We start from the raw sequence: 24732 nt of genomic DNA, 5'->3' as shown, positions 1-24732 counted from the left end.
GTCCCGTTACCTGCCCCTGGCAGCGGTGCATCTGCTCGACAAGGTCAGTCGCGAGGGTTGCGCAAGGGCTTCGGCGCCCTGCTTGCGGCTTCGGCGGAGGCTCCGGAGCCAGCCGCTGCGGCCAGTCCCCCGAGCAGCCCCGCCGAGTGCAGTGCACTGGCCAGGTTCGGCCACGATTTCACCGCCCAGGCCCGGGAGGGCCGGATTGATCCGGTGTTGTGTCGCGACGGGGAGACCGACCTGATGGTCGATATTCTTTCCCGCAGACGCAAGAACAATCCCATCGTGGTGGGCGATGCCGGCGTCGGCAAAAGTGCGGTGGTCGAAGGGCTCGCCCTGCGCATCGTGCAAGGCCGCGTGCCCGAACCACTGCGTCGTGTCGAGCTGTGGGGCCTGGACCTTGGCGCCCTGCAGGCAGGCGCCTCGGTGAAGGGCGAGTTCGAAAAACGCCTGAAAGCCGTCATCGACGAAATCAAGGATGCCACCCATCCGATCATCCTGTTCATCGACGAAGCCCACACCCTGATCGGTGCAGGCAACAGCGCCGGAGGCAGCGACGCGGCCAACCTGTTGAAACCGGCGCTGGCCCGGGGCCAGTTGCGCACCATCGCAGCGACGACCTGGTCGGAATACAAGAAATACTTCGAAAAGGATGCGGCACTGGCCCGGCGTTTCCAGTTGGTCAAGCTGGAAGAGCCCACACCTGAACAGACGGTGAAAATCCTGCGGGGCCTGCGCCCCGTCTATGAAGCTGCGCACCAGGTGCTTATCGGTGACGATGCGCTGCAGGCCGCCGCTGCCCTGTCGCACCGCTATCTCTCGGGGCGACAGCTACCGGACAAGGCCATCGACGTGCTCGACACCGCCTGCGCCCGGGTGGCCTCTACCCTCGCCGAGCCTCCCAGACGGCTCGCCACGCTGGAAAACGAACTCCGGCAGATCGACGCTGAATACGCCCAGCTCGTACGTGATCAACGGGCTGGCCGGCCAGTGGCCGCACAGCGCCTGGAGGCCTTGAGCCAAGCGCGTGAGGGCATCAAGCTGGACGCCGAGCAATTACAGCAGGCGTGGACACAACAGAAGGCACTGGTAGACGAAATCCTCGTCCTGAGGGCTGGCAGCGAGGACGAAGAACTATCCGGGGCACTGCCCCGGAAGGTCGAACAGTTGAGCGAACTGCAGCGTCCGGAAGCCCTGGTACACGCCGATGTCGGCACCGAACAGATCGCCGGGGTGATTGCCGACTGGACCGGTATCCCCGCCACGACCCTTGGCAGCGATCAGATGACGCGCCTGGAGAACCTGCCGGTCAACCTGCGCGAGCGCGTCAAGGGCCAGGCCCCTGCCCTGGATATTCTCTACCGGCACCTGCTCACCGCGATGGCCGATCTGCGCCGACCGGGCACGCCCATGGGCGCCTTCCTGCTGGTCGGGCCCAGTGGCGTGGGCAAGACGGAGACGGCCTTGGCAGTGGCGAACTCGCTCTTTGGCGGGGAGCAGTTCCTGACCACCATCAACATGTCCGAGTATCAGGAGAAGTTCACCGTCTCCCGCCTGCTAGGTGCTCCGCCCGGCTATGTCGGCTATGGCGAAGGCGGTGTGCTCACCGAAGCCATCCGCAGGCAGCCCTGGTCGGTGGTCCTGCTCGATGAAGTGGAGAAAGCCCACCCGGAGGTGCTGGACCTGTTCTACCAGGCGTTCGACAGGGGCGAGCTGAACGACGGCGAAGGCCGGCGCATCGACTGCCGCAACATCCTGTTCCTGCTCACCTCCAACCTCGGCTTCGACCAGGACGATGACCCGCTGCATGACCTCGACGGCGAAATCCTGCGCCAGCGGCTCGCCGCCTTTTTCAAACCGGCACTGCTGGCGCGGATGCAGATCGTTCCCTACCGCTATCTGGACGACGATGTGCTCGACGACATCATCGAAAGCCGTTTGCTGCGGTTACAGGAGCAACTTGATCAACGTCACCAGGCCACGCTGACCATCACCTGTACCGCACGCAACGAACTGCGGGCACGTTGCGCGCGACATCGCAACGGAGCCCGCATGCTTGATGCCATCATCGATGGCGAACTGCTCCCGCCGCTTTCGCTGTCGGTCCTGCAACGACTGTCTCGCGGCATCAGGTTCCAGCGTGCGGAACTGCACTGGAACAACGGCGCCTTCACGGCAACATTGGCCTGAGCCGGGAGGACGCCACTGCATGACACTGATACGCCTTGCCTTGCTGACAGCAATACTTCTTGCAGGTTGCGATAGTGGAGCGCGCGCCACGGCCGCGCCCTCTGAATGCATACGCATCGTTTCCGCCCTGGAGCGTCTTGCCTGCTTCGATGCGGCGGCCGGGACACCGCCAATGCCTGTGCCTGAGGCCCCTGTCGCGACCGAAGCCACGCCCAAGGTGCCCGGCATCAGGCTGCTGGTCGATGCCAACGAGGCTGGCCGGCTCGCCGAGGAGACCCTATCGAGGATCACCCGCAGCCCGGATGTGCTGCCAGGACAGGACAAAGTGGTGATCTCCGCACCCTCGCTGGCGGGCGACCAACCCGGCACCTGGCTGGCGATCAGTTGCCTGTCGAACATCTCCCGCCTGCAGTTGCTGAGTGTCGAACCCTTGCCGGTGAATCACATCGGTATCCGCCTCATGCTGGACGGCCGACCACTGACGCCAACCCGCACCTGGCAAGTGCTGGACGACGGCACGGTGGTCGACGCCGGCCGTGGCTTGGTGGCCATCGAGCAGTTGCGCCAGTTGACCCGTCCAGGCGAGTGGCTGCAGGTCGAGAGCAACCATGCTTCGCTGCATGACATCAGGTTCGATGCCAGGGCGCTGGCCGAACAGATGTCCTGGCAACGGGAGGCCTGTCACTGGTGAAGCAACTTCCACCACTGGACCTGAAGGCATTGCTGGCCGCACTGGATGAGCGCCAGCCCGCAGGGACGTTCGATGCAGAGAACCCGCTGTTCCAGGATATCGACCAGGAAATGGTCAAGCTTGGCGGCCTGCAGGAACGGACCATCGACTGGGAATTCGTCGACCAGGGTGCCCGTCGATACCTGACCGACCACTGCAAGCACTTCCGTATCGCAGGCCACCTGATCACGGCACACCTGCGAACGAACAGTTGGCGCGGCTGGGCCGAAGCCACCAGCGTACTGGCCGCAATGGTCGAGAAATACTGGGAGGCCGGGCACCCCAAGCCTGGTCCCACGGGGTATGCCGGCAAACGCCGGCTGGTCGGGCAGTATCTGGAACGACTGGGCGACGCCCTGCCCCATCTCGACCGCAAGGGCTATGACGAGGAATTCCACAAATCCGCCCAGCATGCCCTCGACAGCCTCCAGGCCAGTGCGCCCCTGTCGGGGCTGGATGTTCCGCAATTGAGCCGGCTGGAAAGCACGCTGCGACGTTACGCCGAGTCCACCCGCGCACCCGAGCAGGCAGAACAGCCGCAGCCGGCAAGCCTCGAGCCGCTGGCCGATGCGTTCTTCGCGCCTGTCTTGGCCAGCCCGGAAAATGAAAGGGAGTATCGCCGTTCGCTGCTCTCGGCTGCCGAGACCATCAATCTCAAGGACGCCTATGACCCCACCGGCTACCTGCTGCGTCGCTTCGCCCTGTGGGCACACCTGACCCAGGCGCCGTACGCCCACAACGATAACCGCACTGCGTTGATGGCCACGCCCCTGGAGATCACGGACATCTACGAAAAAGCCCTGGCGAACAACAGTATCGATCCGCCGCTGCTGCAGCGGATCGAACGCAGTGTGGCTGCATCCCCGTACTGGCTGCGTGGCAGCTTCCTCTCGGCCAGCGTGGCGCGCAAGCTCGACATGCCAAGGGTCGCCGAAGCCATACGCCAGACCTGCGAGCGCCTGGTAACCCGCCTCCCCGCCTTGACCTCGCTGGCATTCGCCGATGGTCGCGCGCTAATCGATGACGACACCCAGGCCTGGCTGAGCGGTTCCGCGGAGAACGCCGGAGCCGGCTCAGATCCGGAGTATCCGGCGCTGCGCGACGAACTGGCCACGCTGCTCGACAGCGCAGGAGTGGAATCGATGCTGCGCAGCCTGGAATCGCTCCAGCAGCAAAAGTCCGAACCACGCCATGCCTGCCACCTCATGACCATCGCGGCCCAACTGCTCGCCTCCCGCGGGCTGAACTGGCTCGCAGAGGGTCTGTACGCCCGGGCCCGCAGCGTCATGGACAGCACCAGCATCCGCGCCTGGGAACCGCAACTCCACGAGCTGCTGGTACGCCACACACCGGCTGGCGAAGAACAGAAGCATTGAACAGGAGCATCGCCATGGAGAACATCTGGACCAACCTGCAACGATATGGCCGGCCCGTCCTGCGCTGGCTCAAGCCCGGCATGCCTTACATGCTGCCGAGCGTGCTGATCCTGGCGGTGGTTGCCATCTGGTGGCTCGGCCCCCACTGGGTCCTCGCTGATCGCCGGCCGCTCGCCAGCCTGGCCGCACGCGTCCTGCTCACGATCATGCTGCTGGTCCTGCCCTTGTTGGGCTGGGCGCTTCACTTGCGTCGACGCACCCGGCTACTGGAGGCAGAACGCGAACACGCCCGGGAGGTGCAAGACGACCCCTGCCTGCGCTTCATCGAGGCCCAGGAACGCGACCTTGACCGCAATCTGGCACTGCTCCAGGCCAATCTCAACGGCCGCAACGCCTTGTACCAGATGCCCTGGTACCTGGTGCTGGGGCAGGAAAACTCGGGCAAGACCAGCTTCGTCAACCGCTCCAGCCAGAGCTTCTCGCTGAGCGGAGAAATCAAGGCCAGTGCCTGGCGCCAGCACGATGACCCCGACAGGCTCTACCCGATCGACTGGTGCATCGGCGAGCAGGCGGTACTCATAGACCCTCCAGGCGAGATCATCAGCCAGCGCCGCAGCATCGCGGGCTTGCCGGAAGATCTCCCTGCGCGCCTGTGGAACAGCTTCGTCACCTGGCTGGGCCGCAATCGCAGCCGTCGGCCGCTGAACGGCGTGGTCCTGATGGTCAGCCTGGTGACCCTGCTGAACCAGAAACCCAGTGACCGCAAGGCCCTGGCCGCACTGCTGCGTGCCCGCTTGATCGAACTCAGCCGCGAACTGGGTACGCGCCCGCCGCTCTACGTCGTGCTCAGCAAGTTCGATTTGCTCGAGGGCTTCGAGCCGCTGTTCGCCCGACTGCCCAATTCGGTGCGCGAGGACATCTTCGGTTTTACCTTCACCCTCGACTCGGTACGCGACTACGACGCCTGGCTCGACGAACTGGGGGCGCGCTACGACGCTTTCCTCGATCGCCTCAACGAGCAGGTCTTCGATGCCATGGCCCAGGTCGGTGACGTCGCGCAGCGGGAATCCCTGTACTCGCTGGTGCGGCAGCTGTCCGGCCTGCGTCCGGTGCTGCTGGACTTTCTCGCGGACGTGATGGGCAGCGACCGCTTCGTCACGCCGTCGCTGCCACGGGGCGTGTTCTTTTCCTCGGTGTTCCAGCAGGGGGTTCTCAACAACGCCTTCGTATCCTCGGCGGCACAAAGTTATGGCCTGGCCGAGCCGGCCAACAAGATGCATCCCAGCGGGCGGGCAATGGTCTACTTCGCCCAGCGCCTGTTCCAGCACGTCATCTACCCCGAAGCCGGCCTGGCCGGCGACAATCCTCGGGTCTTGCGGCAGAAGCGACACGCCCTGGCCGTGCACTTCGGCGTGGCATCGCTGGGCAGCCTGCTGATCATCGGCGGCTGGTACCACTATTACAGCATCAACCGCGACAAGGCAGCGAGCGTCATGGAACGCAGCCGTGCCTTCAGCGCCAGCGCGATCGACGGCACGCTGGACCCCAGCGGTGGCAATCTGCTGCTGCCGCTGGACCAGATCAGCAACGCCGTCGCCGTCTATGGCAACTACCGCAATGCCTGGCCGGTACTGGCCAACATGGGCCTGTATCAAGGCCGGGCAATCGGCCCCAAGGTCGATGAAGCCTACCTGGCCTTGCTATCGCAACGCTTCCTGCCCGCCCTGGCCAGCGGCGTGATGGAATCGCTGGACGGCTCCGACCTGGACGGTGACGCCCAACTGGCGGCACTGCGGGTCTATCGAATGATCGAAGACCGCCCCAATCGCCGCGCCCCGGTGGTGGAAAACTGGATGGCCGCCTACTGGCAACGAGCCTTCCCTGGCGACGACAGCACCCAACGCGCCTTGATGCGTCATCTGGACTACGCCATGAAGTACGTCGACACCCAGTTGCCGCAGTACCAGGAGCGCGTTGCCACGGTGCAGCGCCACCTGCGGCAAATCCCCCTCCCGGAACGGGTATACATGACCATGCGCCAGGAGGCCGGAGAGTCCCAGCGTTCACCGTTGGACATACGCAATGAAATCGGCCCGGCCTACGACATCGTTTACCAGACCGACGCCGAAGCCAGCGGCCGCATCGATGCCCTGCTGACCGCCAACGGCTACCGCAGCTACTTCGCCAGGCGCAGCGAGGCCCTCACCGAACTGGCGATGATCGACCAATGGGCAGTGGGCGAGCGCAGCGGAGTCGATTACTCGGAGGCTGACAAAGCCATCCTCAGCGAGCGCATCCGGGCAATCTACAGTCGCGCCTACGTGGAAACCTGGCAACGCAACCTTGCCCGGCTCGAGGTGCGGGACTTCCAGGATATCGCCGATGCCGTCGGCATACTGGACAGCATCACCGGCCCCGCCGCGCCTTTGCGGCGTCTGCTCGAAACGGTACGGGACAACAGTGACTTCGGCGTCACGAGCATAGCCGACGCCAGCTCGACCCCAGTGGCCGACAAACTGGCCGGGCACAGCGACGATGCCGTGCAGACGCCACTGATCATGGACGTCGCCCGCGCCTTCGCGCCGCTGAACCAGTTGCTGGAGACCAGGGGGGAACGGGCACCCTATCTGGATGAAACGATGCTGGCCATTGGCGGTGTGCAGGACAAGGTGCGCGTCCTGCACGACAGCCCTGAACGCGGCAAGACCGCACTGGCCATGGTGGTGGAGCGCTTCTCGCTGAAGGGCCCCGACCCCATCGCCAACCTGCAGAGGATCGCCGCCGGATTGCCCGAGCCGATCAATCGCCAGGTCGCCAAGCTGGCCGCCGAATCCTCGCGGATCATCCTGGTGGAGGCGCTGCGCGAGTTGGAACGGCGCTGGGACAGCGACGTCCACCGTTTCTATCGTGAGCGCCTGGCCAATCGCTACCCGTTCAACCCATCGAGTCGGGAGGAAGCCTCGCTGGAAGATTTCACGGCATTCTTCGGTCCACAGGGCCGCTTGCAGCAGTTCCGCGAGCAATACCTTGACCTGTTCCTCGAAGATAACCTCGAAGCGCTCTACTCCGAGCGTCTCGGCGGCTACCTGGTGCGGGCGGAGGTGCAGGAACGACTGCAGTCGGCCGAGCGCATCCGCGACGCCTTCTTCAATAGTCGCGGGCTGCTCGGGGTGCAGTTCTACATCGAGCCGCTGGGCCTGGCACCGAACAAACGCAGCAGTTCGTTCAGCGTCGAAGGACAACTGGTCACCTACAACCATGGCCCGACCACCAGCACGGCGCTGATCTGGCCCAATACCCTGGCGCCGAACAACGAAAGCCGCATCACCCTGGTCAACGCCGGCGGCAGCAGCAGCGGCATGGTCCATCGCGGGCCCTGGTCGCTCTATCGGCTGCTGAGCCAGGCGCGGCTCAACGGCACCACCAGCACCAGCGTGGACCTCAGCTTCGCCGCGCCGGACGGCGGCATGCGCTACCGCATCAGTACCGAGAAAGCCAACAACCCGTTCACCCAGCCGCTGTTCAAGGGCTTTGCCTTGCCCCGGACACTGTTGCAGGAGGGGGTATAAGGTCGTTCAACCACCACTGACCGCCCGCCGATCCTCCCGCGGACACCGCTGGAACCGCGCCCGGTAACTGCGGGTGAAATACGAAGGTGAGTCGAAGCCGCAGGCGATGCTCACCTCCAGCACGCTCATCTCGGTCTGGCGCAGCAGTTGCCGCGCCTTGTCCAGGCGCAGGCGCAGGTAGAAGCCGCTGGGCGTGTCGTTGAGGTAGAGGCGGAACAGACGCTCCAGCTGACGGCGGCTGACCTGCACCGATTCGGCCAGATCGAGGGTGTTCAGCGGCGTTTCCGTATTACGCTCCATGGCGCCGATCACCTGCACCAGCTTGCCGTTGCTGATGCCGTAGCGCGAAGCGATCTGCATGCGCTGGTGGTCCTGGCGCGGGCGGATTCGGCCGAGCACGAATTGCTCGGAAACCTGGATCGCCAGCTCGGCGCCGTGGGCCTGGCCGATCAGGTCGAGCATCAGGTCGATGGACGCCGTACCGCCCGCCGAGGTGATGCGGCGGCGGTCCACTTCGAAGAGTTCCTGGGTTGCGTCCAGCCGCGGATAGCGCTCCTTGAACGCCTCCAGCGCCTCCCAGTGCAGGGTCACCCGGTGGCCGTCGAGCAGTCCCGCTTCGGCCAGCAGCAGCGTGCCGGTATCGATCCCGCCCAGCACCACCCCTTCGTGATCCAGCTTGCGCAGCCAGTGGGCCAGGGCCGGGCTGTAGCTGTGCAGCGGCTCGAACCCTGCCACCACCAGCAAGGTCGCGCCCTTGCCCAGCGGCTCCAGCGGGCCGTCGGCGTTGACCGACATGCCATTGCTCGCCTCCACCGCGCCGCCGTCCAGGCTCAGCACCCGCCAGCGGTACAGCCCGGGGCGAAAGCGGTTGGCCACGCGCAGCGGTTCCAGCGCCGAAATGAAGCCCAGGGCAGAGAAACCGGGTAACAGCAGAAAGTGGAATTCCTGGGGCATGGCGCCGTCTCGCTGAACGGGGAATCAGGGTTAATACTCCGCAGGTCGCCACTGTGCAAGAGCTGGTCGCCAGAGTGCGATTGACCCGGGCCATCCCCACGTAACTTGAGCACCACGGCTCGCAGAAGCCGCCCCCCTCATAACAATTAGAACTGCCGTTGGAGGAGCCACCATGCAATCGATCAGTCGTTCGCTCTTGATGCTTGTCGGTACCGCAGTCCTCAGCACCAACGTAATGGCCGCCGACCCGGCCGCCTGCAAGAACGTGCGCCTGGGCGTCGTCAACTGGACCGACGTGATGGCCACCAGCGCCATGACCCAGGTACTGCTCGACGGCCTCGGCTACCAGACCAAGCAGACCAGCGCCTCGCAGCAAATCATCTTCGCCGGTATCCGCGACCAGCGCCTGGACATGTTCCTCGGCTACTGGAACCCGATCATGACCCAGACCATCACGCCCTTCGTCGACGCCGGCCAGGTCAAGGTGCTCGACGCACCCAGCCTGAACGACGCCCGGGCCACCCTCGCCGTGCCGAAGTACCTGGCCGACAAGGGCCTGAAGACCTTCGCCGACATCCACAAATTCGAGAAGGAACTGGGCGGCAAGATCTATGGCATCGAACCGGGCTCCGGGGCCAATACCCAGATCAAGGCGATGATCGCCAAGAACCAGTTCGGCCTGGGCAAGTTCCAGTTGGTGGAGTCCAGCGAGGCCGGCATGCTCGCCGCCGTCGATCGCGCCGTGCGGCGCAAGGAAGCGGTGGTGTTCTTCGGTTGGGCACCGCATCCGATGAACGTGAATATCGATATGGAATACCTCAGCGGCAGCGAAGGCGCCCTCGGCCCGGACGAAGGTCGCGCCACGGTGTGGACGGTGACCGCGCCGGACTACGCCAGCCGTTGTCCGAACGTGAGCCGGCTGCTGACCAACCTGACCTTCAGCACCGAGGACGAGAGCCGCATGATGCAGCCGCTGCTGGACCACAAGGACGCGCTGGAATCGGCGCGCCAGTGGCTCAAGGATCACCCCGAGGACAAGGCGCGCTGGCTCGAGGGTGTAACCACCCTCGATGGCAAGCCGGCTGCGGACAACCTCAAGCTTACCGCCAACTGATCCACCGCTATCGCTGGCAAGCCAGCTCCCACAGGGGACTGTGTGCACCGGACCTGTGGGAGCTGGCTTGCCAGCGATGAGGCCATCCCAGACAACCAAAGAACCCGCGAACAAACCGTCCCGCGAAGCCCCGACACGCCTGAAGGAAACCGCAATGAACCACGACGTCATCATCACCTGCGCCCTCACCGGCGCCGGCGACACCGCCAGCAAGAGCCACTTCGTCCCGGTCACGCCCAAACAGATCGCCGCTGCCGCCGTGGAAGCGGCCAAGGCCGGCGCCACCGTGGTCCACTGCCATGTCCGCGATCCGCAGACCGGTCGTTTCAGCCGCGATGTCAGCCTGTACCGCGAAGTGATGGAGCGCATCCGCGAGTCCGACACCGATATCATCGTCAACCTCACCGCCGGCATGGGCGGCGACCTGGAAATCGGCCCTGGCGAGATGCCCATGGAGTTCGGTGCCGGCACCGACCTGGTCGGTCCCCTGGAGCGCCTGGCCCATGTCGAGGAACTGCTGCCGGAAATCTGCACGCTGGACTGCGGCACCCTCAACTTCGGCGACGGCAACAGCATCTATGTTTCCACCCCGACCCAACTGCGTGCCGGCGCCAAGCGCATCACCGAGCTGGGCGTGAAGGCCGAGCTGGAAATCTTCGACACCGGCCACCTGTGGTTCGCCAAGCAGATGATCAAGGAAGGCCTGCTCGAAGATCCGCTGTTCCAACTGTGCCTGGGCATCCCGTGGGGCGCTCCGGCGGATACCGCGACCATGAAGGCCATGGTCGACAACCTGCCGCCGAACGTGACCTGGGCCGGCTTCGGCATTGGCCGCATGCAGATGCCGATGGCGGCCCAGGCGGTGCTGCTGGGCGGCAACGTGCGGGTCGGCCTGGAAGACAACCTGTGGCTGGAAAAAGGCGTACTGGCGAGCAACGGCCAGTTGGTGGAACGCGCCGCCGAAATCCTCCATCGCCTCGGCGCCCGGGTCCTGAGCCCTGCCGAAGGCCGCGCCAAAATGAACCTGACCCGTCGCTGATCTTTTCCAGGAGTCCACCATGAGTTTCATTACCGATATCAAGACCTTCGCCGCCCTGGGCAGCGGTGTGATCGGCAGCGGCTGGGTCGCCCGTGCCTTGGCCAACGGCCTCGACGTAGTGGCCTGGGACCCGGCGCCCGGCGCCGAGCAAGCCCTGCGCAAGCGCATCGCCAATGCCTGGCCGGCCCTGGAGAAACAGGGCCTCAAGCCCGGCGCCTCGCAGTCGCGCCTGCGCTTCGTCGCAACCATCGAGGAATGCGTGCGCGATGCCGATTTCATCCAGGAAAGCGCGCCGGAAAGGCTGGACCTCAAGCTCGATCTGCATGGCAGGATCAGCGCAGCGGCCAAGCCGAATGCACTGATCGGGTCGAGCACCTCGGGCCTGCTGCCGAGCGAGTTCTACGAGTCATCGACACACCCCGAGCGCTGCATTGTCGGCCACCCGTTCAACCCGGTGTACCTGCTGCCGCTGGTGGAGATCGTCGGCGGCCGCAACACCTCACCCCAGGCCATCGAAGCAGCCAGGCAGGTCTATGCGTCGCTGGGCATGCAGCCACTGCATGTGCGCAAGGAAGTTCCCGGTTTCATTGCCGACCGCCTGCTCGAAGCGCTGTGGCGCGAGGCGCTGCACCTGGTCAACGACGGCGTGGCGACCACCGGCGAGATCGACGATGCGATCCGCTTCGGCGCCGGCCTGCGCTGGTCGTTCATGGGCACTTTCCTGACCTACACCCTGGCCGGTGGCGATGCCGGCATGCGCCACTTCATGGCCCAGTTCGGCCCGGCCCTGCAATTGCCCTGGACCTACCTGCCGGCACCGGAGCTGACCGAGGAACTGATCGACGCGGTGGTCGACGGTACCAGCGAACAACGTGGCGAACGCAGCATTGCCTCGCTGGAGCGCTATCGTGATGACTGCCTGCTGGCGGTGCTGGACGCGGTAAAAACCACCAAGGCCCGCCACGGCCTGAACTTCAGCGATTGAACGGAGAACCGCGATGCCTGCGCTGACCACCTACCGGACCCCCGTGCTGCCGGACTGGGTCGATTACAACGGGCATCTGCGCGATGCCTTCTACCTGCTGATCTTCAGCTATGCCACCGATGCGTTCATGGAATGCATCGGACTGGACGGCGACAACCGCGAGGCCACCGGGCATTCGCTGTTTACCCTGGAGTGTCATCTGAATTACCTGCACGAGGTCAAGCTGGGCACGGAGGTGACGGTGCAGACCCAGGTGATCGGCCATGACCGCAAGCGCGTGCACCTGTATCACAGCCTGCACCGGGAAGGGTTTGCCGAGGCGCTGGCGGCAAGCGAGCAGATGCTGCTGCATGTGGACCTGGCGGGGCCGAAGTCGGCGCCGTTCGAGGCGGCGGTGCTGGCGCGGTTGCAGGGGATCGTGGTGGAACAGGAGGATTTGCCGGTGCCGGCGTTTGTCGGGCGGGTGATCGGCCTGCCGAAATAGTTGCTTTTTGCGGGCCTCATCGCTGGCAAGCCAGCTCCCACAGGGTCCGCGTCGCTTATTCGATGGACAAAAAACTGCCCCGGCAAGCCGTGACGCAGCCGGGGCAAAGAGCGAGCAACCTACCGTGCCAGAAGGGTGGTGACCAAACCGCCCTCGACCTGTGCATGACTCCAGTGTGCACACTCCCGTTACCGCCGATTTTGCCGAAAACGACCTGTTCATAGGTAAAGCGGCCATCGCGACAATCTGTCCTTGCCCGCTATGCCGGGCGCTTCCAGAATCGGACCACGACTTCTAAATGCCACAAGGACAACAGCCATGATGCATGCGGATTTGATTGATCAGGAAGACCTGGTAGGCCACCTGCGCGCCCTGGGCTTCGAGACGCCGTCCGGAGTCAGCGCGGAGCAGGCCTGCGAGCATGCGGTACGCGGCTTGAGCGCACCGCAGGCCAAGGCGTTGAAGGGCATGGTGGAGCAGATGTACACCGGCAGCGCGACCATCCTGCCGGCAGTGCGCCAGGCGATCGAAAAGCAGTTGTTGCCGGCGCTGGCGGAGTTCAAGGCCACTCATCAGTAACTTCGAGGGCCTCATCGCTGGCAAGCCAGCTCCCACAACCTGTGGGAGCTGGCTTGCCAGCGATGAGGCCCTCGAATTCACAACAAGGCTGTGATCACAACCTCACACTGGCAAACGTCGATTCGTTGCGCGCCTGGCTCAATGCCGCCATCGGCCCTGCCATCGGCGACAGCACCAGCGCCTGCGGAATCGGCATCATCGCCACCTGCTGCGCGGTATTCGAGCCGACACGCTCATCCCGCGGCGGAATGCCGAAGTACTCGCGGTAGCACTTGGAGAAGTGCGGGGTCGAAACGAAGCCACACACCGAGGCCACTTCGATGATCGACATCGGCGTCTGCTTGAGCAGTTGCCGCGCACGGATCAGGCGCAGCTTCAGGTAGTAGCGCGACGGCGAGCAGTGCAGGTACTTCTGGAACAACCGTTCGAGCTGCCGGCGCGAAACCGACACGTAGACCGCCAGTTCGTCCAGGTCGATCGGCTCTTCCAGGTTGGCTTCCATCAGCGCGACGATTTCCTGCAGCTTCGGCTGGTTGGTACCGAGCATGTGCTTGAGCGGCACGCGCTGGTGATCCTGCTCGTTGCGGATGCGCTCGTAGACGAACATTTCCGAGATCGCCGCCGACAGCTCGCGACCGTGGTCGCGGCTGATCAGGTGCAGCATCATGTCCAGCGGCGCGGTGCCGCCAGAACTGGTGAAACGGTTGCGGTCGAGGGTGAACAGGCGGGTGCTCATGCTCACCCGCGGGAAAGCTTCCTGCATCGCCGCCAGACATTCCCAGTGGACGCTGCAATCGAAACCATCGAGCAGCCCGGCACAGGCCAGTGCCCAGCTACCGGTGCACACCGCGCCAAGACGCCGCGACTGACGGGCCTGGCCCTGCAGCCAGGTCACATGTTCACGGGTCACGGTGCGCTGGATGCCGATGCCGCCGCAGACGATCACGGTATCCATCGGTGGTGCCTTGTGCATGGCTGCGTCCGGGGTGATCTGCAGGCCGTCGCTGGCCCAGACCTGGCCGCCGTCCACGCTCAGGGTGTGCCAGCGGTACAGCTCGCGGCCGGACAGCTGGTTGGCCATGCGCAGCGGCTCCACGGCGGAGGCGAGGGAGATAAGGGTGAAGTTGTCCAGCAGCAGGAAGCCGATGGATTGGGGTGCGCGGGTCTGGGATTGGGTCCCGGCATTGTAAGACGTCATCGCGATCTCTCCTCACACAAAGCAGGTTGCGCCCCAGGCGTGGGCTCATTGTTGTTATGCACCCTGTCGACTCGATTGCAGGGCATGGCTTTGCTCTCGCAAATGCCGTGCCTGAAATTGAATGGCTATTCAATAAATCCTGAAAGCGACCTCGCGACCTGTCTAAAAAGCGCTTTGTATCAATATGAAATCTGCGCGGAAAGGCGCGGGCCAAAGCATGTCGGAATGTTTCGTGAGCAGTTCGGTAGCACCCTGATACGGGATGCCCAGAAACGACACCCGGTAGTGTCACCGCAAGTAGTGTGGGAAATGGTGACAGGCGGTATGAGAAGCGTCTGAGCCCACGCGCCAAAAAGCGGCGTGGGCTCGAAGGGATGTGCGAAAAGTGCGCAGCAGAATCAGCACTCGATGGCGCTGACCGCCAGGCCGCCGCGGGAGGTTTCCTTGTACTTGTCGTGCATGTCGGCGCCGGTGTCGCGCATGGTGCGGATCACCCGGTCCAGCGAGATGAAGTGATCGCCGTCGCCGCGCAGGGCCATCTGCGCCGCATTGATCGCCTTGACCGCAGCGATCGCGTTGCGCTCGATGCACGGCACCTGGACCAGCCCGCCGACCGGGTCGCAGGTCAGCCCGAGGTTGTGCTCCAGGCCGATTTCCGCAGCGTTTTCCAACTGCTCCGGCGTCGCCCCGAGCACCTCGGCCAGCCCTGCCGCGGCCATGGCGCAGGCCGAGCCGACTTCGCCCTGGCAGCCTACTTCGGCACCGGAGATGGACGCATTCTTCTTGCACAGGATGCCCACCGCCGCCGCCCCGAGGAAGAAGTCGACCACGCAGGCTTCACTGACCTTGTCGCTGAAGCGCATGTAGTAGTGCAGCACCGCCGGAATGATCCCGGCCGCGCCATTGGTGGGTGCGGTGACCATGCGCCCGCCGGCGGCATTCTCTTCGTTGACCGCCAGGGCATAGAGGTTGACCCACTCCATGGCGCTCAGGGTCGAGCCGATCACATTGGGCTTGCCCAGCTCCAGCAGGCTGCGGTGCAGCTTGGCGGCGCGGCGCTTCACATTGAGCCCGCCGGGCAGCGTGCCCTCATATTTCAGGCCGTTCTCGACGCAGTCCTGCATGGCGCGCCAGAGCTTCATCAGGCCGGCGCGGATTTCCGCTTCGCTGCGCCAGACCTTTTCGTTTTCCATCATTAATTGCGACACGCGCATGTCGTTTTGCTTGCAGCGCTCGAGCAGTTCCGCCGCGCTGTTGAAATCGTAGGGCAGCACGGTGTTGTCGCTGTCCAGTACGCCGCTCGCCGCCTGCGCCGCATCGACCACGAAGCCGCCGCCGACCGAGTAGTAGGTGTCGCTGTGCAACTCGCCTTCGGCGTGCTCGGCAACCAGGGTCATGGCATTGGGATGGTAGGGCAGGTTCTCGTCCAGCAGGCGCATGTCGCGGCTCCAGACGAATTCGACCGGGTACCGGCTATCGAGCTGCAAGGTGTCTGTTTCGCGCAGTTCGGCGATGCGCTGGCCGATGGTCGAGGGGTCGATCGAATCGGGCCATTCGCCCATCAGGCCCATGATTACCGCGTTGTCGCTGCCGTGGCCGACGCCGGTGGCGGAGAGCGAACCATAGAGCCGTACTTCGATGCGCTGCACCCGCTCCAGCTCGCCCCGTTCACGCAGGCCCTGGACGAACAGGGCGGCGGCGCGCATGGGCCCGACGGTATGGGAACTGGACGGGCCGACGCCGATCTTGAACAGGTCGAACACACTGATGGCCATGGCCACGAACCTCCTGGTTGGGCAGGTGTGCGCCCCCCAGGACACGGGCGCCACAACTGCTACGCTGACGGGGCGGCAATCCGCCGATTTCGCGCATCATCCGGCTTTTGGCGGCGCCCCTGTCGTCTGCAACCGACCCACTCTTGTCCAGCAACGCCGCCCCCCGGCGGCTGCCGAAAAGCGCCGTTTTTCGCGTCGCTCACGGGCTGAACGGGGGTTTCGCCGGGCCGAATAATCCATAAACGACCTCACCGGCACTGGAAGCGACCCTGCCTGTACTGGTTACGACCCACCCTGTAGGCGTTTGTTTTTCGCTGGTAGATGATCGTTATCGACTCGATTGCACGGCACTCGTCCCGCTGTCGTCCGGCAGCCGGCCCGACCGATGCACCAATAAAGCATGGCGGTCCATGGGACATCCGACAAAAACACTCAGGAGTCCGTAAATGAAAGGTTCACCCTCGCTGTTACTGGCCGCGTTACTGAGCATTCCGGCGCTGGCCCAGGCCGTGGAGCCTGAACAATGTCACACGGTCAACTTTTCCGATGTCGGCTGGACCGACATCACCGTCACCACCGCGGTGACCAGTGCAGTCCTCGAATCCCTCGGCTACAAGACCCGCACCACCATGATCTCCGTCCCGGTGACCTACAAGTCGCTGGCCGACGGCAAGAACATGGACGTGTTCCTCGGCAACTGGATGCCGACCATGGAAAACGACATCAAGCAGTACCGCGATGCCGGCACCGTGGAAACCGTCCGCGCCAACCTGGAGAACGCCAAGTACACCCTCGCGGTGCCGCAGTCGCTCTATGACAAGGGCCTGCACGACTTCGCCGATATCGCCAAATTCAAGAAGGAACTGGACGGCAAGATCTACGGCATCGAGCCCGGCAACGACGGCAACCGCACCATCCAGAGCATGATCGACAAGAACGCCTTCGGCCTGAAGGACGCCGGCTTCAAGGTGGTGGAGTCGAGCGAGGCCGGCATGCTGGCCCAGGTCAGCCGGGCGGAAAAACGTGAAGGCAACATCGTGTTCCTCGGCTGGGAACCGCACCCGATGAATACCCGTTTCAAAATGAAGTACCTCACCGGTGGCGACGACTACTTCGGCCCCGATTTCGGCAAGGCCACCGTCCTCACCAACACCCGCAAGGGCTACGTGCAGGAATGCGCCAACGTCGGCCAGTTGCTGAAGAACCTGTCCTTCACCCTGGACATGGAAAGCACGCTGATGGGCAACGTGCTCGACGACAAGATGAAAGCCGACGCCGCGGCGAAAGCCTGGCTGAAGAAAAATCCTCAGGTGCTCGACACCTGGCTGGCCGGTGTTACCACCGTGGACGGCAAACCCGGCCTGGAAGCCGCCAAGGCCAAACTCACGCAGTAAGCACGTCCCCGCGACGGCCATGACCGGCGCGGGGAGTTTTCGAATCCTTGCAGGTGGACGCTCGCTATCATGCTGATCGATCAAAAAATACCCTTGGGCCAGCACATCGCGGCCTTCGTTGAATGGCTGACCCAACACGGGGCCAATTACTTCGATGCCTTTGCCGCGGCGCTGGAATGGATGATCCACGGCGTGACCGGGGCCCTGACCTGGTTCAATCCCTTCGTCCTGATCGGGCTGATCGCGGTGGGCGCGCACCTGATCCAGCGCAAGTGGGCGCTCACCGCCTTCTGCGTCGCGTCCTTCCTGCTGATCCTCAACCTGGGGTACTGGCAGGAAACCATGGAAACCCTGGCCCAGGTGCTGTTCGCCACCCTGGTCTGCGTGGCCATCGGCGTGCCACTGGGCATCCTCGCCGCGCACAAGCCGATGTTCTACACCGCCATGCGCCCGGTCCTCGACCTGATGCAGACGGTCCCCACCTTCGTTTACCTGATCCCGACCCTGACCCTGTTCGGGCTGGGCGTGGTCCCCGGGCTGATCTCCACGGTGGTGTTCGCCATCGCCGCGCCGATTCGCCTCACCTACCTGGGCATCTGCGACGTGCCCCAGGAACTGCTCGACGCCGGCAAGGCCTTCGGCTGCTCGCGCCGGCAACTGCTGTCCCGTATCGAACTGCCCCATGCGATGCCGAGCATCGCGGCCGGTGTCACCCAGTGCATCATGCTGTCGTTGTCGATGGTGGTGATCGCCGCGCTGGTGGGTGCCGACGGCCTGGGCAAACCCGTGGTCAATGCACTGAACACCGCCGATATCGCCCTGGGCTTCGAAGCCGGGCTGGCGATCGTCCTGCTGGCAATCATGCTCGACCGTATCTGCAAACAACCCGATGTACAGGTAAGGGGTGAGGCATGAGCATCATTCGCTTCGAAGACGTAGACGTCATTTTCTCCAATCGACCGCGCGAGGCTCTCAGCCTGCTTGACCAGGGCCTTTCGCGGGAGCAGATCCTCAAGAAAACCGGGCTGGTGGTCGGCGTGGAAAAGGCCAACCTGGATATCAACAAGGGCGAGATCTGCGTGCTGATGGGCCTGTCCGGCTCGGGCAAGTCGAGCCTGCTGCGCTGCATCAATGGCCTCAACACCGTCAGCCGCGGCAAGCTGTTCGTCGAGCATGAAGGCTCGCACATCGATATCGCCCACTGCACCCCGGCAGAACTGAAGATGATGCGCACCAAGCGCATCGCCATGGTGTTCCAGAAGTTCGCCCTGATGCCCTGGCTGACGGTGCGCGAGAACATCAGCTTCGGCCTGGAAATGCAGGGCCGCCCGGAGAAAGAGCGGCGCAAGCTGGTAGACGAGAAGCTGGAGCTGGTGGGCCTGGCGCAGTGGCGCAACAAGAAGCCCGACGAGCTGTCCGGCGGCATGCAGCAGCGCGTCGGCCTGGCCCGTGCGCTGGCCATGGACGCCGACATCCTGCTGATGGACGAACCCTTCTCGGCCCTCGACCCGCTGATCCGCCAGGGCCTGCAGGACGAGTTGCTGGAATTGCAGACCAAACTGAGCAAGACCATCGTCTTCGTCAGCCACGACCTCGACGAAGCGCTGAAACTGGGCAGCCGCATCGCCATCATGAAAGACGGCAAGATCATCCAGTACAGCAAGCCGGAAGAGATCGTGCTCAACCCGGCCGACGATTACGTACGCACCTTCGTCGCCCACACCAACCCGCTCAACGTGCTCTGCGGCCGCAGCCTGATGCGCAGCCTCGACCAGTGCAAGCGGGTCAACGGCTCGGTATGCATCGACCCGGGCGTCGATTCCTGGCTCGACCTCGCCGACGGCGTGATCAAGGGCGCGCGCCAAGGCGCCAACGGCCTCGACCTGCAGAACTGGGCGCCGGGGCAATCGGTGGAAGCGCTGGGGCGCAAACCGACCCTGGTGCACGCCAACATCGGCATGCGCGATGCCCTGCAGATTCGCTACCAGACCGGCAACAAGCTGGTGCTGCAGGATGACAACAAGGTGGTCGGCATCCTCGGCGACAGCGAGCTGTATCACGCGCTGCTGGGCAAGAACCACGGCTGACCGTTGTGGCCTCATCGCTGCGGTGCGGCGGTCCGACAAGCCAGCTCCCACAGGTACTGCATACACCGTACCTGTGGGAGCTGGCTTGCCAGCGATGAGGCCCTGAAGAACAACACAGGATTTAGCCTATCCTCAATCGCGTGCCCCCCACCCAGGACAACCCGCACGCGATGAACAAACCCACCACCCGGCGTCTCGACCTGCGCTTCCTGATGCTGGCCTTCGCCATCTTCTCGGCCCTCGCCACCCTCGCCAACAGCCTGGTAGTGGCCTACGGCGTGCAACGTGACGCGCTGATCCACGCCACCCTGGAAGCCAACCATGCCTATGCGGCAAAGGTTGCCTCCAGCATCGGCGCCTTCCTCAAGTCGGCCCATGCGCACCTTGGCTACAGCGCCCTGCAACTGGCCGAAGACTTCGACAACCCACGCCTGCTTCACGCCGAAGCCCGCCGCCTGCAAGCCCAGGACGAAGACTTCAATACCGTGGTCATCACCGATGCCGGTGGCAAGGTATTGCATACCCATCCCGAGAACGTACTGGCCACCGGCAGCAACCTCGACTCCGAGGAGATCCGCCGCGCAGTGGAGCAGCACCGGCCGCTGATCAGCCACGCCTACGTCTCCGCTACCGGCAACCTCATGGTGTTCATCTCGCACCCGGTGTTCGCCGCCGACGGCAGCTTCCTCGGCGTGGTCGGCGGCGCCGTGTACATCCGCAAGGACAGCGCCCTGAGCACGGTGGTTTCGCAGCACTTCCACCACGACGGCACCTTCGCCTTCGTCGCCGACAAGCACCGCCGGCTGCTCCATCACCCCACCACCGAACGCATCGGCGAAGTGCTCAAGAGCAGCGCCACGGTGGATGCCGCGCTACGCGGCGAGAGCGGCAGCATGGCCGTGGACAACTACCTGGGCGTGCCGATGCTGGCGGGCTACGCACCGGTCGCCAACGCCGATTGGGCGGTAGTGGCCCAGCAGCCCCGGGCCATCGCACTGTCCACCCTTGGCAAGCTGATGCAGTCGATGTTCCTCGACCTGCTGCCGGCCAGCATCATCGGCCTGCTGCTGTTGTGGATCGGCGCGCGCTGGATCACCCGGCCACTGCAACAGCTGGCAGACAACGCTACCCATCTGTCGCAGCCGCAGACCATCGACGAACTGGGGCGGATCAAGGCCTGGTACAAGGAGCCGGCGGCCATTCGCCAGGCGCTGATCACCAGCGTGCAGCTACTGCACCGCAAGATCGGCCGGCTCAGCGAGGAGGCCCAGAGCGACCCGATGACCGGCCTGGCCAATCGCCGGGCCATGGATGCGGCACTGGACTTGCTGGACCAGTCCGGGCAGCCCTATGCGGCCCTGGCCCTGGATATCGATTTCTTCAAGCGAGTCAACGATACCTATGGTCACGACGCCGGCGACATCGCCCTGAAGCAGGTGGCCGCGATCATCGCCGGGCATTCGCGCTCCGGCGACCTGGCCTGCCGCGCGGGCGGCGAGGAGTTCGTGCTGTTGCTGCCGGAAACCAGCCTCGCCGAGGCCGGTACCATCGCCGAGCGTATCCGCGCCCAGGTCGAAGCCAGCGAAGTCCCTGGCGTCGGCTTTATCACCCTGTCCATCGGCGTTGCCTGTCGCAGCCCGCAGGCCGACAGTGCCGCCGAAGTGCTCAAGCAGGCCGATGACAATCTTTACCGGGCCAAGGAGAGCGGGCGTAACCGGGTGGTCAGCTAGCCAGCCCCGCCAGGGCCTGCCGTGCCACTTCGCGGCCCTGGCGCAGTACATCCTCTTTCCATTGCGGCTCATCGACATAGAAGGCATCCCGCAGTTGCTGCTTGATCTCGCGCCGCTGCGCCGCGCCGGCCTGGGGATTGTTGTGCAGCCATTGCTCGGCGCGCAGGGCGTCGAGTACCTGCTCGCCGGGCAGGGTGCCGTATTCCAGGGTCAGCCCGGTGAACTCGGAGGGCGTGCATTCCTCCAGGGCGCTATAGACCATCAGCCCGGTCAGCGGCACCGAAACCGACTGGCCGTCCTGCGACGAACGCACCGCATCGCCCCACCAGCGCCGCGCCCGCGCCAGCATCGGCGAGTCGCCCGGGCCGGAGTAGATCCGCTCGCCATAGCCCTTGGGCCCCAGCCCGGTGTGGATATCCAGCCACACCAGGTGCGCGCAGGCACGACCATGGCGGCGCAGGATTTCGCGCAGGGTGCGGTTGCTCCAGGTAGGCGCGGTGCCGGTGTAGAACAGCCCGTCCGGGTGACTGGATTGCCCGCCGGAAATGGCCTTCTGCAAATGCTTGCGCCCCCGCCTGGCCAGCTTCGACAGCAGGCGCAGGCGGTTGCCCAGCGACGGCGGCCACTGCCGGGGGATCATCACCGGGTGCAGCGCCGCGTAGTCCGGGTTGGGCGCGCAGGGCAGGCTGAAATCGCGGAAGTTGCGGTTCAGGTCGACGTTTTCGTGGGTCCAGCGGCGCAACCAGGAAAAGCCCCAGGGATTGGCCGCATGCACGAAGACCACGGCGCAGCGCGCCTCGCCGGCCAGGCGCAGGAAGTCGCGGTCTCGCAGCAGATCGATCTGCACGGCGGAGCCGCAAAAGCCTTCGACCCCGTGGCAGCCGCTGGTTATCAGCAGTACATGTTCTGCATCGGCCGGGCCACTGCGGGCCACATCGACCGCCAGTTCCTCGCCGGCACTTCCGGGCAGCGGATGGGTATAGGACTCCACGGGCAGGTCGAGGGCGGCACAGGCCTGGAGGAAGGTTTGGCGTGCCTGGGCGTAGGTCTGGGAGAAACAGTCAGCGGAGGTCATCGCGGCTCCTGGGGCTTTTCGCGGGATGAGTCTGGCCCGCAGGCCGCCCGTGAAGGCCGGCCCGCAAGCGGGGAAATGGAATCGGGAAAGGCTGGGGATCAGTTCGGCTGCAACGCGGCCTCGATCCGGAGCTCGTTCGCCTGCAACTGCTCGCGGGTGCGTTGCGGCCGCACCAGCCAGAACGCCAGCGCCGTGGACGCGAGAATCGCCACGCCGATCAGCACCAGGGACAGCTCGAAGCCACGGGCAATATCGTCGCCCTGCCCCGCCACCATCTGCCCCACCAGCCAGGGCGCGAGCATGCCGGCGCTGGTCAGGCCGCCGATATGGATCGACAGCATCGAGCCGCGCCGGGCATCAGGGGCGATAAAGGCGACGATGGTGTTGGCAAAGGTCGGCAGCACGTTGATCAGCACCGCCCCGGTGGCATACAGCGCCAGGGTCGCGGGCAGATGGCCGTGGGCCTGGGTCAGGGCAACGAAGGCCAGCCCGGCGCCGAGGCAACACGCCAGCGGCAAGGCCACCATCGCCCGCTGCACCGAGGCGCCCCGGGCCAGCGCGCGCTGGGACAGGGCCGATACCAGCAGGTTGCAGAGGATCACGGCGAGGGTCACCGACATCACCGTGTAGCCCGACTGCATCGGCGCCATGCCCAGGCCCTTTTGCAGGTACAGCGGCACCCAGCTGTAGATCAGTGCATTGGGCAGGTAGCCGACGAAGCCAAGCAGGGTGATGCCGAGGAAGGTGCGGTTCAGCAGCAACCGCCGATAACCGGGAAGCGGCCCGCTTGCCGGCTGCCGAGCGGTATCGGCATGGCTGCCTTCGCGCCCGAACGCCAGCCACAGCAGCATCCAGGCGAACCCCAGCACCGCCAGGCCGGCGTAGGCCAGGCGCCAGCCGACCTGGGCAATCAGGAACGGCAGGCTGACCGCCGCAAAGATCGCGCCGAGCATGATCGACACCTGGATCAGCGATGCCGGCATGACCCGCTCGGTCGGGCCGAACCATTTGAAACAGGCATGCTGGGTCACCGCCGTACCCGGTCCGGTGCCGGCACCGAGCATCAGGCGGCTGATCACCAGGGCCATGAAGCTGCTGCTGACGCTGACCAGCAACTGCGACACCATCCACACCAGCGACATGCCCACGAGGATCCAGCGGCTGGGAAAGCGGTTGGCCAGGAAGCCCACGGCTACGCCGGACACCGAATAGAGAAAGAAGAACGCACTGCCGATGAAGCCGAACTCGGCCGGGGTCAGTTTCAGTTCGTCGATGATCTGCGCGCCGGCGAAGGCGAAGATGCTTTTGTCCAGCACGCTGATGACCATCACGCTCATCAGCAGGACCAGCACCAGGTTACGTCGGGAGAACAGCATGCACGGGTTCCTCCATGGGTCAGGCGGGCAGGATGCCGCAGGCGCCGGGCGACGGATAATCATCTATCGGCATGCTTATCAGGGTTGGTTATCGAGGGGCGAGCGCAGGGTGCTCGGGTGCTTGAAGGCGTAGAGGATGTCATCGACCATCATCTGGGTTTCCCGGGTCATCAGTTCCGGCGGGCGGCACACCAGGGAAATGTCGGTGCCCGGCACCCGTTCGGCGATCGACAGCATGTCGAGGTTGCCCGACACCACCGGCAGGTCGAACACCCGCCGCGACCAGGAACTGACGGCATCGGTGGTGGCCGCCAGCTCGGCGTAAAGCACCACCGAAGCGCACACCAGGATGCGCTGCGGCGGGGTCACCCCGCACTCCTCGAACATGCGCCCGGCCAGCGAGCTTTCCAGGGTATCGGGCAGCAGCCATTCCAGATCCAGCAGCTCGGCCAGCGACCTGGCCTTCGATAACGGATGCCCCTTGCGTACAGCCAGGGTGGTGGGCTGGGCATACAGCTCGTGCCACTCGAAGCCCTCGACACTGCGCGACGGCGGGTGCGACGTCAGGGCCAGGTCCAGCAGGCCCTCGCGCAGCCCTTCGAGGAGCTTGGCCGGACGCAGCTCATGGATCTGCAACTGCACCTTCGGGTAGCGCTTGCGGTAGCTGAGGATGCAGGCAGCGAATTGCTGGCTGGGCGTCACCGGCGACACGCCGATGGTCACCTGGCCGTCCATGGTGCCCTTGAGGGTCTCGATCTCGTCCCGGGCACGGCGCACTTCCTCCACCACCAGGCGCGCGCGGCGCACCAGGTGCTCGCCATAGGACGTGGCAGTAATGCCGCGGTTTGAGCGCACCAGCAGCGGCACGCCGAGCTCCGACTCCAGTTCCTTGATGCTCTTGGACAGGGCCGGCTGGGAAATATGCAGCAGGCGCGAGGCCTCCTGGATGCTGCCACTTTCGCAAATGGCGACGATGGCACGCAGTTGATGCAACTTCATGGGCATTCACCAACAACGGAAAAAGGCGCCATACAACAGCGTTCGCGGCGCAAAGCCAAGCCCCGCCGCGATCACCGG

At 64.7% G+C, this 24732-nt stretch carries 19 protein-coding genes; 13 read left to right on the top strand and 6 right to left on the bottom strand.

Features of this window, described 5'->3' with window-relative positions; translation table 11 throughout:
* Positions 1-57 precede the first annotated feature (57 nt).
* Genes tssH through tssM form a run of 4 tightly spaced genes read left to right on the top strand, consistent with a single transcriptional unit; the run spans position 58 to position 7865 of the window.
* Positions 58-2190 carry a type VI secretion system ATPase TssH gene (gene tssH / locus CSV86_RS27855; RefSeq protein ID WP_240160619.1) on the top strand — a complete coding sequence of 711 codons (2133 nt, stop codon included), beginning with the start codon at positions 58-60 and terminating at the stop codon, positions 2188-2190.
* Positions 2072-2881, top strand: a complete 810-nt coding sequence (locus tag CSV86_RS27850; protein WP_311985891.1) for a type VI secretion system-associated protein TagO — start codon at positions 2072-2074, stop codon at positions 2879-2881. Before tssH ends, CSV86_RS27850 begins: the two co-directional genes overlap by 119 nt.
* The gene (tssA, locus tag CSV86_RS27845) at positions 2878-4296 is read left to right on the top strand and encodes a type VI secretion system protein TssA (RefSeq protein ID WP_009396924.1); all 1419 of its coding nucleotides are present in this window, start codon (positions 2878-2880) and stop codon (positions 4294-4296) included. The genes CSV86_RS27850 and tssA overlap by 4 nt, the downstream gene beginning before the upstream one ends.
* Positions 4297-4310: 14 nt before the next feature.
* Positions 4311-7865 (top strand): type VI secretion system membrane subunit TssM, encoded by a 3555-nt coding sequence (gene tssM, locus CSV86_RS27840; protein ID WP_009396922.1) that lies wholly within the window; start codon positions 4311-4313, stop codon positions 7863-7865.
* Between the two features lie 6 nt (positions 7866-7871).
* On the opposite strand, the gene CSV86_RS27835 is transcribed toward tssM, so the two are convergent.
* The gene (locus tag CSV86_RS27835; RefSeq protein ID WP_009396920.1) at positions 7872-8819 is read right to left on the bottom strand and encodes a GlxA family transcriptional regulator; all 948 of its coding nucleotides are present in this window, start codon (positions 8817-8819) and stop codon (positions 7872-7874) included.
* A 172-nt stretch (positions 8820-8991) separates the two neighbouring features.
* On the opposite strand from CSV86_RS27835, the gene choX reads away from it, so the two are divergent.
* From choX to CSV86_RS27810, 5 genes are all read left to right on the top strand, one after another.
* Complete coding sequence (gene choX / locus CSV86_RS27830) at positions 8992-9933, top strand: choline ABC transporter substrate-binding protein (RefSeq protein WP_009396918.1); 942 nt, start codon at positions 8992-8994, stop codon at positions 9931-9933.
* Positions 9934-10087: 154 nt separating this feature from the next.
* Positions 10088-10972, top strand: a complete 885-nt coding sequence (gene cdhC / locus CSV86_RS27825; protein WP_009396916.1) for a 3-dehydrocarnitine:acetyl-CoA trimethylamine transferase CdhC — start codon at positions 10088-10090, stop codon at positions 10970-10972.
* Positions 10973-10991: 19 nt separating this feature from the next.
* Positions 10992-11957: an L-carnitine dehydrogenase gene (locus CSV86_RS27820; protein WP_009396914.1), complete on the top strand. Its 966-nt coding sequence runs from the start codon at positions 10992-10994 to the stop codon at positions 11955-11957.
* 13 nt (positions 11958-11970) lie between these two features.
* Complete coding sequence (locus CSV86_RS27815; protein WP_009396913.1) at positions 11971-12441, top strand: thioesterase family protein; 471 nt, start codon at positions 11971-11973, stop codon at positions 12439-12441.
* A gap of 318 nt (positions 12442-12759) precedes the next feature.
* A complete protein-coding gene (locus tag CSV86_RS27810; RefSeq protein ID WP_009396912.1) occupies positions 12760-13020 on the top strand; it encodes a hypothetical protein in 261 nt (86 codons plus the stop codon).
* 94 nt (positions 13021-13114) lie between these two features.
* On the opposite strand, the gene gbdR is transcribed toward CSV86_RS27810, so the two are convergent.
* Both gbdR and CSV86_RS27800 read right to left on the bottom strand, forming a co-directional pair.
* Positions 13115-14218, bottom strand: a complete 1104-nt coding sequence (gene gbdR / locus CSV86_RS27805) for a choline metabolism transcriptional regulator GbdR (RefSeq protein WP_009396911.1) — start codon at positions 14216-14218, stop codon at positions 13115-13117.
* Positions 14219-14616: 398 nt separating this feature from the next.
* Positions 14617-15993 (bottom strand): L-serine ammonia-lyase, encoded by a 1377-nt coding sequence (locus tag CSV86_RS27800; protein WP_009396910.1) that lies wholly within the window; start codon positions 15991-15993, stop codon positions 14617-14619.
* Positions 15994-16439: 446 nt separating this feature from the next.
* Between CSV86_RS27800 and CSV86_RS27795 the strand changes: the two genes are divergently transcribed.
* The 4 genes from CSV86_RS27795 to CSV86_RS27780 all read left to right on the top strand — a co-directional run bounded on the left by CSV86_RS27795 (position 16440) and on the right by CSV86_RS27780 (position 21204).
* Positions 16440-17387: a choline ABC transporter substrate-binding protein gene (locus CSV86_RS27795; protein ID WP_009396909.1), complete on the top strand. Its 948-nt coding sequence runs from the start codon at positions 16440-16442 to the stop codon at positions 17385-17387.
* Positions 17388-17453: 66 nt separating this feature from the next.
* Positions 17454-18302 carry a choline ABC transporter permease subunit gene (gene choW, locus CSV86_RS27790; protein WP_170395228.1) on the top strand — a complete coding sequence of 283 codons (849 nt, stop codon included), beginning with the start codon at positions 17454-17456 and terminating at the stop codon, positions 18300-18302.
* Positions 18299-19474 (top strand): choline ABC transporter ATP-binding protein, encoded by a 1176-nt coding sequence (gene choV / locus CSV86_RS27785; protein ID WP_009396907.1) that lies wholly within the window; start codon positions 18299-18301, stop codon positions 19472-19474. The genes choW and choV overlap by 4 nt, the downstream gene beginning before the upstream one ends.
* A 170-nt stretch (positions 19475-19644) precedes the next feature.
* Entirely contained in the window at positions 19645-21204 is a 1560-nt protein-coding gene (locus CSV86_RS27780) for a sensor domain-containing diguanylate cyclase (protein ID WP_009396905.1), read from the top strand.
* Here CSV86_RS27780 and CSV86_RS27775 read toward each other — a convergent pair.
* From CSV86_RS27775 to CSV86_RS27765, 3 genes are all read right to left on the bottom strand, one after another.
* A complete protein-coding gene (locus CSV86_RS27775) occupies positions 21197-22279 on the bottom strand; it encodes a M14 family metallopeptidase (RefSeq protein WP_009396904.1) in 1083 nt (360 codons plus the stop codon). The two genes, CSV86_RS27780 and CSV86_RS27775, sit on opposite strands and share 8 nt — an antisense overlap.
* A 98-nt stretch (positions 22280-22377) precedes the next feature.
* A complete protein-coding gene (locus CSV86_RS27770) occupies positions 22378-23655 on the bottom strand; it encodes an MFS transporter (protein WP_009396903.1) in 1278 nt (425 codons plus the stop codon).
* A gap of 78 nt (positions 23656-23733) precedes the next feature.
* A complete protein-coding gene (locus CSV86_RS27765) occupies positions 23734-24654 on the bottom strand; it encodes a LysR substrate-binding domain-containing protein (protein WP_009396902.1) in 921 nt (306 codons plus the stop codon).
* Positions 24655-24732: the final 78 nt, after the last annotated feature.

Source organism: Pseudomonas bharatica CSV86 (assembly GCF_000319305.2).
GTDB lineage: Bacteria > Pseudomonadota > Gammaproteobacteria > Pseudomonadales > Pseudomonadaceae > Aquipseudomonas > Aquipseudomonas bharatica.
The sequence above is the reverse complement of the archived record's forward strand: the minus strand, read 5'-3'. Positions and strand labels throughout refer to the sequence as shown.